14 protein-coding genes are annotated in these 13,187 nt (G+C 45.2%); 7 read left to right on the top strand and 7 right to left on the bottom strand.

All coding sequences use genetic code 11. The features are described 5' to 3' along the window. Positions 1 to 7 precede the first annotated feature (7 nt). The gene (locus tag ACFOEK_RS15500) at positions 8 to 544 is read left to right on the top strand and encodes a tetratricopeptide repeat protein (protein ID WP_386722374.1); all 537 of its coding nucleotides are present in this window, start codon (positions 8 to 10) and stop codon (positions 542 to 544) included. Positions 545 to 615: 71 nt separating this feature from the next. On the opposite strand, the gene hemL is transcribed toward ACFOEK_RS15500, so the two are convergent. The 5 genes from hemL to ACFOEK_RS15475 are packed head-to-tail and all read right to left on the bottom strand — an operon-like array spanning position 616 to position 5,677. Further along, complete coding sequence (gene hemL / locus ACFOEK_RS15495; protein ID WP_386722373.1) at positions 616 to 1,896, bottom strand: glutamate-1-semialdehyde 2,1-aminomutase; 1,281 nt, start codon at positions 1,894 to 1,896, stop codon at positions 616 to 618. 21 nt (positions 1,897 to 1,917) lie between these two features. Further along, positions 1,918 to 2,580 carry a thiamine phosphate synthase gene (gene thiE, locus ACFOEK_RS15490; protein ID WP_386722372.1) on the bottom strand — a complete coding sequence of 221 codons (663 nt, stop codon included), beginning with the start codon at positions 2,578 to 2,580 and terminating at the stop codon, positions 1,918 to 1,920. Between the two features lie 30 nt (positions 2,581 to 2,610). Continuing rightward, on the bottom strand, positions 2,611 to 3,414 hold the full coding sequence (gene thiD / locus ACFOEK_RS15485; protein WP_386722371.1) for a bifunctional hydroxymethylpyrimidine kinase/phosphomethylpyrimidine kinase: 804 nt from the start codon (positions 3,412 to 3,414) through the stop codon (positions 2,611 to 2,613). 21 nt (positions 3,415 to 3,435) lie between these two features. Further along, positions 3,436 to 3,864 carry a protoporphyrinogen oxidase HemJ gene (hemJ, locus tag ACFOEK_RS15480; RefSeq protein WP_386722370.1) on the bottom strand — a complete coding sequence of 143 codons (429 nt, stop codon included), beginning with the start codon at positions 3,862 to 3,864 and terminating at the stop codon, positions 3,436 to 3,438. 40 nt (positions 3,865 to 3,904) lie between these two features. Continuing rightward, on the bottom strand, positions 3,905 to 5,677 hold the full coding sequence (locus ACFOEK_RS15475) for a chloride channel protein (protein WP_386722369.1): 1,773 nt from the start codon (positions 5,675 to 5,677) through the stop codon (positions 3,905 to 3,907). A 145-nt stretch (positions 5,678 to 5,822) separates the two neighbouring features. On the opposite strand from ACFOEK_RS15475, the gene argC reads away from it, so the two are divergent. The 5 genes from argC (at position 5,823) to ACFOEK_RS15450 (ending at position 9,149) form a co-directional block, all read left to right on the top strand. After that, positions 5,823 to 6,854 (top strand): N-acetyl-gamma-glutamyl-phosphate reductase, encoded by a 1,032-nt coding sequence (gene argC, locus ACFOEK_RS15470; RefSeq protein ID WP_386722368.1) that lies wholly within the window; start codon positions 5,823 to 5,825, stop codon positions 6,852 to 6,854. 187 nt (positions 6,855 to 7,041) lie between these two features. Beyond that, the gene (locus ACFOEK_RS15465) at positions 7,042 to 7,800 is read left to right on the top strand and encodes a DUF6776 family protein (protein WP_386722367.1); all 759 of its coding nucleotides are present in this window, start codon (positions 7,042 to 7,044) and stop codon (positions 7,798 to 7,800) included. Beyond that, positions 7,787 to 8,221 carry a bactofilin family protein gene (locus tag ACFOEK_RS15460; RefSeq protein ID WP_386722366.1) on the top strand — a complete coding sequence of 145 codons (435 nt, stop codon included), beginning with the start codon at positions 7,787 to 7,789 and terminating at the stop codon, positions 8,219 to 8,221. The genes ACFOEK_RS15465 and ACFOEK_RS15460 overlap by 14 nt, the downstream gene beginning before the upstream one ends. Positions 8,222 to 8,285: 64 nt before the next feature. Continuing rightward, positions 8,286 to 8,642 carry an iron-sulfur cluster insertion protein ErpA gene (gene erpA / locus ACFOEK_RS15455; protein WP_386722365.1) on the top strand — a complete coding sequence of 119 codons (357 nt, stop codon included), beginning with the start codon at positions 8,286 to 8,288 and terminating at the stop codon, positions 8,640 to 8,642. Positions 8,643 to 8,654: 12 nt separating this feature from the next. Beyond that, positions 8,655 to 9,149, top strand: a complete 495-nt coding sequence (locus ACFOEK_RS15450; protein ID WP_386722364.1) for a DsrE family protein — start codon at positions 8,655 to 8,657, stop codon at positions 9,147 to 9,149. A 1-nt stretch (position 9,150) separates the two neighbouring features. Here the strand turns inward: ACFOEK_RS15450 and ACFOEK_RS15445 are convergent, their stop codons facing one another. Together ACFOEK_RS15445 and ACFOEK_RS15440 are read right to left on the bottom strand one after the other, a co-directional pair. Then, positions 9,151 to 10,272 carry an anhydro-N-acetylmuramic acid kinase gene (locus ACFOEK_RS15445; RefSeq protein ID WP_386722363.1) on the bottom strand — a complete coding sequence of 374 codons (1,122 nt, stop codon included), beginning with the start codon at positions 10,270 to 10,272 and terminating at the stop codon, positions 9,151 to 9,153. Between the two features lie 4 nt (positions 10,273 to 10,276). Further along, positions 10,277 to 11,656: a peptidoglycan DD-metalloendopeptidase family protein gene (locus ACFOEK_RS15440; RefSeq protein WP_386722362.1), complete on the bottom strand. Its 1,380-nt coding sequence runs from the start codon at positions 11,654 to 11,656 to the stop codon at positions 10,277 to 10,279. Between the two features lie 171 nt (positions 11,657 to 11,827). On the opposite strand from ACFOEK_RS15440, the gene tyrS reads away from it, so the two are divergent. After that, a complete protein-coding gene (tyrS, locus tag ACFOEK_RS15435; protein ID WP_386722361.1) occupies positions 11,828 to 13,027 on the top strand; it encodes a tyrosine--tRNA ligase in 1,200 nt (399 codons plus the stop codon). Positions 13,028 to 13,187: the final 160 nt, after the last annotated feature.

The following is a 13,187-nucleotide window of genomic DNA, read 5'->3' as shown; positions in this document are numbered from 1 at the left end:
AATGACCATGCGCTTTTTATGGATGAGTTTGTTGCTTGTAACCATGGCAGGCTGTGCCACTCATCAAAATGTGCCTGTGGTATCGGGCGGTCAGAAAGAACCGGTGTATCAATCAGGAAATTCCATCAATAACGGCAATGGCGTCATCATTAAGCCGCAAGAAGACCGTGAAGCCTTGCAGGCGAAAACCATTCATTCTTCAAAACCGATTCACGATACCAAATTGGGTGTGGTTAAGTTACTGGCGAGTGCCGAATCCTATAGCCTGAAAAGAAAGTACGCTAAGGCGCAGTCGGTATTAGAACGTGCCCAACGTATCGACCCGAAAGAACCGAAAGTGTATTACGAGTTAGCGGTCATTCATTTGAAGAAAAACCAACCGCGTCAGGCGGAACAACTGTGTAAGAAGGGCTTGTCTTTGTCCCACGGTAACCCGATTCTTCAAAAAGAACTGTGGATTGCGATGGCGAAAGCACTGGACGCGCAAGGTAAGAAACAGAAAGCACAACGAGCACTTCAGCGCGCTTATCAGATTAAAGTCTAAAGTCGTTTCGTAAGACTATAAAAAAGAGGCTTCATTGAGCCTCTTTTTTTATGCCTGTAAGAAAGAAATTCTTACAACTTTGCAAATGCTCTTTCAGCTGCATCCAACGTTTTCAGAATCGCTTCGTCGTCATGGGCTGCTGATACAAACCCGGCTTCATAAGCAGACGGTGCCAGATACACGCCTTCTTCCAGCATCAAGTGGAAGAATTTTTGGAAGCGATCAAGATCACAAGCGGTTGCTTGGGCAAAGCTCGTTACTTTTTCCTGATCCGTGAAAAACAAACCAAACATGGCGCCTATCTGAGAGGTAGTGAATGGGATGCCTGCTTTGTCTGCTCGCTCTTGTAAGCCATTAACCAGTTGCGTGGTTTTCTCGGTTAGGGCTTTGAAGAAACCGGGTTGAGATATTTCATTCAGCACCGCTAAGCCTGCTGTCATGGCCACCGGGTTGCCTGACAGCGTTCCTGCTTGATAGACAGGGCCGGTTGGTGCGATGTAGTCCATGATTTCCGCTTTACCACCAAACGCGCCAACTGGCATGCCACCACCGATGACTTTACCTAAGGTCGTTAGGTCTGGCGTGATGTTGTAAACCGATTGGGCGCAACCCAAAGCAGTACGGAAGCCGGTCATTACTTCATCAAAAATCAGAACTACGCCGTGTTGATCACACAGAGCCCGTAAACCTTCAAGGAAGCCTTCAACCGGTGGAATGCAGTTCATATTCCCGGCGACCGGTTCGATGATGATGCAGGCAACCTGATCACCAATGTCTTTAAGTGTTTCTTCGACTTGAGATAGGTTGTTGTACTCAAGCGTGACGGTGTGTTTTGCAAGATCTTCAGGAATGCCTGGTGAACTTGGTACACCAAGCGTGAGTGCGCCAGATCCTGCTTTTACCAACAAGGAATCGGCATGGCCATGATAACAGCCTTCGAATTTAATCAGCTTGTCACGACCTGTGTACCCGCGAGCTAAGCGAATGGCACTCATGGTTGCTTCTGTGCCTGAACTGACCATACGCACTTTTTCGATGGAGGGAATCAGGCTGCACACTTTTTCTGCGGCTTCGATTTCAACTGCGGTCGGTGCGCCAAAGCTTAACCCTTTATCGACTTGCGCATGAATTGCTTCTAGAACTTTCGGGTGGCCATGGCCAAGAATCATAGGTCCCCAAGAACCGATGTAATCCACATAGGCGCGACCATCTTCATCAATCAGATAAGCGCCTTTGCCTTCTTTGAAGAATACAGGCGTGCCACCGACACCTTTAAAGGCACGAACCGGTGAATTGACACCGCCAGGGATCACTTTGGATGCAGTTTCAAATAGTTCTTGAGAACGAGTCATGAGTTAACCTTTTTCGAGCGTTTAATTAAATCCAGCCGTCAGTCTATTAAAGGTTGAGACTAACGTATTCGCTGCTTTCTGGGTGTCGTTTTGTCCGAAGATCGCGTTGATAACAGCAATGCAATCGGCACCCGCGTCTAGTAATGGGGACATATTATGCGCGTTTATACCGCCAATCGCGACCACTGGAATGGATAATTCTTGCTTTGCCTCAATAAGCGTTTCGATTTTTGCCGGCTTTGCATGAGGTTTGGTGTTGGACGGGTAGAAGCGTCCAAATGCCGCATAGGAGGCACCGTGCTGTTGGGCGCGGATTGCAAGTTCAATATCGTCGTGACAGGTCACACCAATAATTTTTTGTTTGGGAATATCGAGTTCGGTCAGGGCCGTAGCACCGTCGGTTTGCCCCAGATGAACACCGTCTGCGTCGGCCGCGATCATTAATTCCAACGAATCATTAATGATGGAAACGGCCTGATAGCGTTTACATAGTCGATGAATCGCTTTGGCTCGCTCTAGCTTTTGGTCGCTGGACGCAAGTTTGTCACGGTATTGAATGACTCTGACACCTTGGGCCAGAGCTGCATCCACGGCGTCAAGTAAAGCCGTTTGAGATGTCAGTAAGTTTGGATCAGTAATGGCATAGATGCCCGAAATGATGTCGGAGATAGAGTCACTGTTCATGATTGATAGAAGGCCGAGTGTTGATCCGGATTAGGACTTATAAAGGTCATTGGCAAGACGGTTGGGAATGCGTTGGCCGTGACCAATAGCATAGCTGTCTTCCAATGCTTTAATGGTTAACGTTTGAGCCTGTTCGACTGCTTCAATTAATGGCATACCGTGCCCTAATAAACCTGTCACCAGCGAGGCAACGGTGCATCCTGAACCATGGTATTCATCAGGCAATCGCTCCCAGTGCCATTCCGTTTCTGAGGCTTGAGTATATAACCGGTTGTGAACACGGTCTTTGTCACTCTCATCATGAGTGCCTGTTAGTAACACCGATAGATTATCAGTAACCAAGGATTTTGCTGCTTGATCAGCATTCGTGAGTTCCGCCAAACGACAGGCTTCATAGGTGTTGGGAGTGATCAACGAGCAAACCGGCAGTAGGTGCTCTCGAATGGCTTCTAGCAACTGGTCACTGCTTAAGTTTGTGCCGCCTCCTGCCGCGAGAACCGGATCAAACACGACAGGCAGTTGTGGACAGTCGATTCGAATTTCCCGTATCAATTCAGCGACGGTAAGGACAATATCAGTGGAACCCAATAAGCCGATTTTAATGGCTTGTGGGCCTACGTCCCGTACTAAACAACGTGTACTCTGTTCGATGATGTCACTGCTGAGTGGGTAGACCGAATAGACATTGTGGGTGTCTTGTGAAGTGTAACTGGTAATGATCGGGCAGCAGTGGCTATTGACCAAGGCGTGACTGGTGATGTCGGCTTGGATGCCGGCACCACCTGTTGGGTCTAATCCAGAAAAGGTCAATATAACCGGAGGGCGATACTGCATGTCGAACCAGTCCTTACAAAATTAAAACGGTTTTACCACTACCATAATAATTATACCGATCAATAACAGTACCGGCATTTCATTAAACCATCGAAAATAGACGTGGCTTTTGGTGTTTTTGTCATCACGAAACTGCTTGAGGTGGTATCCGCAGAGGGCGTGGTAAATCACTAATAACAACACCATAGTCACCTTGGCGTGGAACCAGCCACCCGCCATGTAGAGGCTGGGCATTAGCGAAACAAGCCAAATTCCCAGTAATACAGAGATAATGGCCGATGGTGTCATGATTCCGCGATAGAGCTTGCGCTCCATGATTTTGAAACGCTCTTTCGATGTCTCATCGTCTGACATGGCGTGATAGACAAACAGGCGAGGCAAATAAAACAGGGCGGCGAACCAGCACACGATAGCAATGATATGAAAGGCTTTCACCCACAAATAGGTCACGCAAATCTCCTTAGTTACATCAATAGACGGTCGGAATTATCTAACTTTTGTTTTTAGACTCTTGATCCGGCGCTTCAAAAAAATCATCAAATTTTCGGTTGGAATAAAAGTGAGCTAAGTCGTTTTGAGTAATGATACCAAGGAGTTTGGGTGCTTGTCCTTCGGGTGGTGTGCTCTGGATCAATAGCGCATCGGTTTTATGACTGTCGATTAAGGATAACGCCTCAGCAATGTCAGCTTTGATGTTTATCGCCGTTAAATCTAATCGTGAAGCGGGAATGGCTAGTAGATCGATTTCTCTGCTTTCATCGTTTTTCAATTGCTCAATTTGTTCTGACGAGTTCATTTGGTAGAGCAGCCAATTGGCTAAATCTGAGGCTTGCATCAGATAAAAACGAGTGCCGGAATCGATGACGATCCATCGTGGTTGGTCATACAGCAATTGGATGACACTTTGAACTTTCAGCATCTGTTGGGCGACTACAAAGCGACGATCCATGATAGGCATGATACCAAAGTGTTCCAGGGTACTCGATTGCGCGTTCATACGATCACGGTCGTGTCGGATTCTTTGTAGCTCATCGAAAATGGCTTGTTGTCCACAGAGTCCTTTATTGATCAGGTAGGCCATCACAATACTGATCATGCCGGGAAGAATGATCTGAGAGGAATTGGTCATTTCCAATAGAGTAATCAGCGCTGCAATGGGAGCGTGTAAGGTCGCGCCCATCATTGACGCCATGCCAATCAAACAGAATAGCCCCGGATTGATGTCGGAATGCAAGGTTTGCAATCCTAGCCCTACAATAAAACCGGCACAGGCCCCGATGAGTAGATTTGGTCCGATCAGTCCACCCGGTACTCCGTAGGCCAGGACGAAACTGGTCAGTAACAGTTTGGCGCAAAGAATAATCACTACCCATTGCCAGTCAGACACATTCCCCAAAAGAAGATTGATGGTGTCGTAACCCACCCCCATGACTTCCGGCACATAATAGGCAACGGCTCCGGTAATCAGACCCGCAATGGGTAAGGAATACCATTTAGGGAAGTTGTTGGTTTTTTGCCAGGCAATCAGCAGACGACTAAAAATTACCGATAAACCACCGATAAAGCATCCTAATAGTACTAAGCCGGGGAAATCCCAGGCACTGAGCAGAATCTCAAAGCTTGGGAAAATGGCTAACTCACCAAGCGCAATTTGTGTCACCAGTGAGCCTGTTACCGCAGCAATCACTAACGGCGTCATGCTGATCAGACTGAATTGTCTGAGAACCACTTCTTGCGCAAAGATGACGCCTGCGAGTGGGGTGTTGAAGGATGCAGAGATTGCAGCAGCTACGCCACTGGCAATGAGCATGCGTCGGTAGGCATAAGGCAATTGACTGTAACGCGCGATGACACTACTGACACCTCCCCCGAGATGTATCGCGGGCCCTTCACGACCGGCGCTTTGACCTGAAATAAGAGCAATGGTAGCACCAATAAATTGCATTAAGGTGTTTCGAAAGGGGAGATGCCCTTGATGGTAATCCAGTCGTTGCAAAAGGTAGGGAACACCGACATCGTGAAAAGACGTTGGAATCAGTCGGTAAATGACGGCCAGAAGTATGGCGCCAAATACTGGAAGGAAAAAACGCGCTTCTTCGGACAGTTGCTCAAAACCTTCGTGATTTTGTCCAGGCATTAAGTTGCTGGTGGCGTGTTCAGTGAGAATGCGAAATAGCAGGATGACTAAGCCTGAAGCAATGCCAATGGCTACCGCAATGGCAGATAACTTAGGGAGTGCTTTCCTTTGTGACCAACTTCTCATAGTGATGTGATTCGAATACGCTTATGACCGTGGGGTAGGCTAAGGTTTGCTTTAATCGCATTTATTCGTAGATTACTTTAGCTTTTTAGCTTAGCCCATTATCATATCAAGGGTTTCCAATTTGAGCGACTGCAGAGGAAAGATTGTGATTAAAGTCGGAGTAGTAGGTGGTACAGGTTATACAGGCGTAGAGTTATTGAGACTTTTGGTGTTGCATCCCGAAGTTGAATTGAGCGTGGTCACGTCGCGTTCGGAATCTGGCCGGAAAATTTCTGATCTTTACCCAAACCTTCGTGGTCACTTGGATATTGAGTTTACTGAGCCTGATGTTGATCGTCTTGCTGAGTGTGATTTGGTGTTTTTCGCAACGCCAAATGGCATTGCCATGAAGTCAGTGCCTACCTTGCTTGAGAAAGGCGTTAAGGTAATTGATTTGGCGGCCGACTTTCGTATTAAAGATCCTGAGCTTTGGTCTCAGTGGTATGGGATGGAGCATGCGTGTCCCGAACTGCTTGAAGAAGCGGTGTACGGCTTACCGGAAACGTCTCGTGAACAAATTGCCAAAGCGCGACTTGTTGCTAACCCTGGTTGTTATCCAACTGCGGTGCAGCTTGGTTTCTTACCTTTGGTCAAAGCTGGTTTAGTAGATGCGTCGTGTCTGATCGCCGATACCAAGTCGGGTGTCAGTGGTGCAGGTCGTGGTGCCAGTGTGGGAACTTTGTTGTGTGAAGCGACGGAATCTATGAAAGCTTATAAAGCTGACGGTCATCGTCATTTACCGGAGATTTCTCAAGGCTTGCAATGGCACAGCAATGATAAAGTAGGGCTGACCTTTGTACCGCATTTAACGCCGATGATTCGTGGAATTCACGCAACCCTCTATGCGAACTTGACTCAGGATGTTGAAGATCTTCAAGCATTGTTCGAGCAGGCTTATAAGGACGAGCCGTTTGTGGATGTGATGCCGGTGGGTTCTCACCCTGAAACCCGTAGTGTAAAAGGTGCCAATACGTGTCGTATTGCAGTGCATAAGCCGCAAAATGGTAATACGGTGATTATTTTGTCCGTCATTGATAATCTGGTCAAAGGTGCAGCAGGTCAGGCAGTCCAAAATATGAACATTATGATGGGCTTAGATGAAGAGACGGGTTTGCGCCAAGTCGCTTTATTACCTTAAATTGATAAGAACTTAAGTGAGTAACACCTTAATTTAGCTTTGATTTAATCACGTAGTATCTCAAACGGATAATGTTTGAGATGTGTCGCCAATAACAGTGCCCTGGATTTCAGAAACATACGACAAGTGTGTCGTTAATAGACCAGGGCCATTCTAATAAAGTGCGTAAAACAAGAAGGGAAATTTTATGGCTGTGGTGAAAGGTTCTCCACATCAACGTCTTAAAGTGGTGGCATACAATCCTGGCACTGACTTTATTCGTCGTGCGTTTTTGATTTTATTGTTGTTAGGTGCTCTTGTGAGTACTTATTTAGCTGGAAGCTGGCATGTCTCTACACGGCTAAATGTAGTGCTTGATCAGAAAGAAGTCATCGAAAAAGATCTTGAAGATAAAACCGTTAAGGTTGATAGCCTAACGCAACGTGTTGCCGTCTTGGAAGAAGGGAGCAAGCTGGACAAACAAGCCAGTGATGCGGTGCGTCAATCGGTTAAAGAGTACCGAGATCGCATTGCTGAGCTTGAGAAAGAAGTCACTTTCTATAAAAACATTATGGCGCCGGGCAGTAAGAATACGGGTCTGCATATTCAAAAATTGGAGCTGACACCAACCTCTGATGCACAGCGTTTCAAATTTAAAATTGTGCTTACACAGCTTGAAAAGAATCAGTCCTACCTTAATGGGCAAGCCGCGGTTAGTATTATTGGACAACTTAATGGACAGAAGACCATTTATTCTTTGAGAGAACTTTCTGAAGATTATAAAGATTTAGGGATTAAGTTTAGGTTCCGTTATTTCCAAAACATCGTAGGTGAGTTAAAGCTGCCAGAAGGCTTTAAGCCAGAAGAAGTTCAAGTAATTCTACAAACACAAGGCAGAAAGCCAGTACGCGTTGATAGTGCGTTTGGCTGGGCAATGGGAGAGAGTATCAATAATGTGGGGCAGTAAAGGTAGTCATCATCACTGGGATACCGTGATCTCAGGTAAAACAAAAATCTCTGGTGATTTGCATTTCTCCGGTGGGTTGCACATCGATGGTCATGTTAAAGGTAATATTATCGCGGATGATGAGTCTAATGGCGTTGTTCGTATCAGTGATCGTGGGCAAGTCGAGGGTGAAATCCGAGCACCAAATGTTATTGTGAACGGTCGTGTATTGGGTAATGTGTATTCTACCAAGCACTTGGAACTGGCTAAAAAAGCGTCGGTGCAAGGCGATGTTTACTATACTGTAATGGAAATGGTGATGGGTGCTGAAGTGAATGGTCAGCTGAAGCACACCACTGAAGTAAAGGATATGAAGAAGAGCAGTGTATCTAAAGCCCAGACACCTATGGTTGAGCCAAAACCAGTAAGCGATAACGGTTAATCTTGACTGAATTGGTTGGATAAATGGATAATATCGACCCATTTAATCTAATTCGGAGAGTTGTATGAGTGGCGTGGTTGAAGTTCAAAGCCCTTATGTGATCGATTTTACAGATGCCGCCGCTGATAAGGTTAGATCTCTGGTTGAGGAAGAAGAGAACGAACAGTTAAAGCTGCGTGTCTATGTGACCGGCGGTGGCTGCTCTGGTTTTCAATACGGTTTCACCTTTGATGAAGCTTTAAACGACGATGATACGACGGTAGAAAAGCAAGGGGTTACCTTGGTGGTGGATAGTCTCAGCTATCAGTACCTAGTAGGCTCGACCGTTGATTATCTTGAAGGTCTTGAAGGTTCGCGTTTTGTGGTAAGTAACCCCAACGCAACAACAACCTGTGGTTGTGGTTCATCCTTCTCCATATAACGGGATCACACTATGAAGCTTGGCAATGGTTTTTTCATTTTAGGACTAACCTTGTCAGGCTTTTCTTTTGCTTATCTTTCTTGGGCGCAAGATAATTCGTCCCCAATATCGAATGCCAGTCAGGTCTCTTATGTTCCGAATGCCCAAGGGCTCTATGTAGCTAAGGTTGAGTTGCATACTCCGGAAGAGCTAAAAGACTTATTTGACCGTGCCGAAGACTTTCTTTCTTCTCATCAAGAGTATTCTTCCAGCGGAAGTCCTATCGAAGTGGTTCTCCATGGGCCTGAAGTTCGCTTGTTTCAGCGAAAGAACTATCAGCAATATAAAATGCTGGTGGATCAGGCTGCACGCTTGGATGCGTATAAGATTATTGATGTTCGTATTTGTGAAGTGTGGATGGCTCAGGACGGTGTTCAACATTCTGATTTGCCTCCATTTGTTGATACCGTTCCAAATGGCCCGCTCTATAAGCGCCAGCTAATTAAACAAGGCTATCAGCACTTTTGAGTCAGGCGTAATAAATACCACCAAGAATTGCATCTCGGCTAGCTCCTGTGGTTGAGCTTTGATGGCTGTCTCTTCGATTAAGGGTGTTAGATGCTAGCCAAGCAAAGGCGCAAGCTTCAACCCAATCCGGATGAATACCAAGGGTTTCTGTTGAACTTACTTGGTAGCTGCTTCCTAATAACGTTTCTATTCGTTCAATTAAATACGAATTTTTCCAGCCTCCACCACAGATAAAGACTTCGCCTGCAGTGAGTTGCTGCTTGATTTCATTGGTTGTAGTGATCGCGGTTAATTCAGTGAGCGTAGCTTGCAGATCAACTGGTGCTATTTCGAAGCTTGAATCTGAAGAGTTAGCTGACAGTTTTTGGGTTAACCATTCTGGATTAAATAGCTCTCTACCCGTGCTTTTAGGCGCCGCTTGTTTAAAGTAGGGCTCATTTAGCAGCTTGTTAAGAATCTCTGGGATGATACGACCTTGTCGGGCCCATTGTCCTTGATTGTCATAATGACCGGACTGATGTTTTGAGTACCAAAAGTCTAGAAGGGCATTACCTGGCCCTGTGTCATAGCCTAATGGTTGTTGCTCTGGAGTAAGAGCGGTGATGTTGCTGATGCCACCAATATTCATAACAATACGAGCATTTTCCGGGTGTTGGAAAATGGCTTGATGGAACGGAGGTACCAAAGGTGCTCCTTCTCCGCCCAGTGCTAAATCTTTACGACGAAAATCACCAATGGTGGTTATATCGGTTAGCGCTGCAACCTTGCTCCAATCTCCAATCTGAACGGTAAACCGATTTGGTATTTTAGGTTCATGCCGGATGGTTTGTCCGTGTAGGCCAAGGGCTTTAATGCTTAGTTTTTGAATGGCATGTTGTTCAATGAACTGATTAACTACAGATGCACAAAACTCGGAATACCTTTGTTCAGTTTCATAAAGGTGATTGATTGCTACGGTTTCGTCGTGACTTAAATCGTAGAGCGTGCTTTTGAGTTCTTTGGGAAAGGGAGAGAAGTGCGAGGCTAATAGGATATTGTCTTTCGAATTAAAGTCGCATAAGACAATATCCAAGCCGTCTAAGCTGGTTCCAGACATGGCGCCTAAATAGAGTTCAGACGCCATGTGCTTAGTCTACTCTAGCTACTAAAACAGAACGTTGGTTGTTTTCTAGAATAGCTAACCATTTATCAGCATCAGCCAAAAAATCTTTGCGATACTTTTTCTCGATTGGACGTGCTTCTGGCAGTTTCACTTTAACTGGGTTTTTATGAACACCATTAACACGGAATTCATAGTGAAGGTGCGGGCCGGACGCTAGACCGCTGCTGCCAACGTAACCGATAACCTGGCCTTGGCTAACACGTGTGCCTTTCTTGGTTTTTTTGTTGAACTTGCTCATGTGAGCGTACAAAGTTTGGATGCCTTGGCCATGTTGAATGATCACACAACGACCAAAACCGCCTTTCCAACCTGCAAAAACAACTTTACCATCGCCTGCTGTGCGAATCGGGGTGCCTCTGCCTGCTGCGTAATCCGTTCCTTTATGTGCTCTGATTTTATTTAGAACAGGATGCTTTCTTCGCAAGTTAAAGTGCGAGCTGATACGTGCAAAATCGATAGGTGAGCGTAGGAAGGCCTTCCGCATGCTTTTGCCTTCAGGCGTATAATAGTTTGCTCGTCCATGTTCATCGACATGGCGAATTGCCTGGAATTTTTGGCCTTGGTTTACAAATTCCGCAGCCACAATATTGCCTGTCCCTATGGACTCACCATCAAGAAATAGCTCTTCATACATTAATGAAAAGGTATCGCCAGGGCGTAAGTCCTGAACAAAGTCGATGTCCCAGCCAAAAATATTGGCAAAATTCATAATGGACGTTTGATCAAGACCTGCTTCTTTAGCGTCAAGGAATAGAGACGAATTAATTGTGCCTTGTGCAAATCTGAACTCAACAGTTGGTTCGCGAACGATTTCTTTGATCTGATACTCGTCGTTCTGCTTTTCGATAACATTTGAGATCAACTGTGTTTTCTGATGCTTGAACGCTTTGAAGGTGTTGTCGGAGTTATAGGCAAAACTTACGGTTTCACCAGGATGAAGTCGAGTGGCGTCTTCATACACTTTGGCTACGTGATAAACATCTCGTGAGCTAAAGCCCGCTTTTTTAAATATAACCGCCAGAGTATCGCCATTTTTAACTGTGTACTCTTTGGAAAATTGGATTCCTTGTGGCGCAGGAGTACTTTCTAATGGATAGTTTACAGAGTTAACGTTTACGGATTTTTCAGATGGTGTATTTGATGCCTGAATAGAAGGTTCTTGAGGTGCAGCGATGCCTTCGTCAAAAGGTAATGCTAGATCAAGCTGAGTCCGACTCGCGGAAACCTTTTCTGATGTAGGTAGAATTGCAATTGCGATTAAAAAACTAGCCACCGCTGAAGCAGCGACAAAATGCTTCTTCGGGTATTGTTTTGCAATACTTGAGAGGTTTTTCTTAGAGCTCATATTAAAAGTGTCGCCTAACTTACTATTTTTGGTAGAAAATTGTACATATCTTAGCCATTTTTCTGGTTTTTAACAAGAAATGTTCGGTCGCTTTCTTGTAAGTGAGTGTTATAATTCGCGACCGTTTGACCCCTAAGTGATGTATTTCGTTCAAGAAAAGTTGGATAAAAAATGGCAAGTGTTGAAGAGTCTTTGAAGATTATTAGACGTGGTGTGGAAGAAATTCTGCCAGAAGAAGGTTTAATTAAAAAGCTGGAGTCAGGCAGCAAGCTACGAATTAAAGCTGGTTTTGATCCAACCGCACCCGATTTACATCTAGGTCATACCGTACTTATTAATAAGCTAAAGCAGTTTCAGGATCTGGGGCATGATGTTCTGTTCTTGATTGGTGACTTTACCGGGATGATTGGTGACCCAACCGGAAAAAGCGCAACGCGCCCTCCTTTGACCGAAGAAGACGTTCAGCGTAATGCTCAAACCTATAAAGAGCAGGTGTTCAAGATTCTTGATGAATCAAAGACTACTGTTATGTTCAACTCTGAATGGATGGGTAAAAAATCAGCGGCCGATATGATTCAATTGGCTGGGCAGTTTAATGTGGCACGTATGTTGGAGCGTGATGACTTTAAGAAACGCTTTAAGGGCGGTCAAAGTATTGCGATACATGAGTTCTTGTATCCATTGATTCAAGGTTATGACTCTGTAGCAATGAAAGCCGATATTGAATTAGGTGGTACCGATCAGCGTTTCAATCTTCTGGCTGGCCGTCAACTGCAAGAGCATTTCGGGCAAGAGCCTCAAGCAGTGATCATGATGCCGATTCTTGAAGGCTTGGATGGCGTTAAGAAAATGTCTAAGTCATTAGGTAATTATGTGGGTATTAATGATGCGCCTGGTGATATGTTCCAGAAAATCGTATCTATGCCGGATGATTTGATTTGGCGCTACTTTGAATTGCTGAGCTTTAAGTCGATTGAAGAGATTGATGTGCTAAAGGTTTCTGTTGAGGATGGTGCTAATCCTCGAGATATCAAAATGGAGCTGGCTCGTGAGTTGATTGAACGCTTCCATGGTCAAGAGGCGGCAGAAAATGCACACAAGGCAGCGGGGAATCGCTTGGCAGATGGTGAGTTGCCTGATGATATTCCAGAAGTTGAAGTAGCATTTGATGGTCAGGATGAAATGCCAATCTCTGCCATTCTTAATAAAGCCGGATTAACTAAGAACTCGAATGCAGCAAGAGATATGCTAAAGAGTGGTTCAGTTAAGGTGGATCAGGAAGCTGTAGAGTCTACATTTAAGATGCAAGCTGGTGCCGAGCATGTGATTCAGGCGGGTAAGAAAAAGTTTGCGCGAGTAAGAGCTATATAGCAGTTTCTTTATTAGGTTTATAAAAAAGACGGGCATTGCTCGTCTTTTTGCGTTTTAGGGGCGTGCCTTTTGTTGGGATTGTGTTTTTCGTTGTGTGATTTCTTTTTCTGAATGCTTGTTGGGGGGTGTGTTAGAAACCTTTGAGGCTGGATTTTAGTCT

The organism is Litoribrevibacter euphylliae (assembly GCF_042646085.1).
GTDB lineage: Bacteria > Pseudomonadota > Gammaproteobacteria > Pseudomonadales > Litoribrevibacteraceae > Litoribrevibacter > Litoribrevibacter euphylliae.
This window is presented reverse-complemented; position numbering and strand designations above follow the sequence as displayed.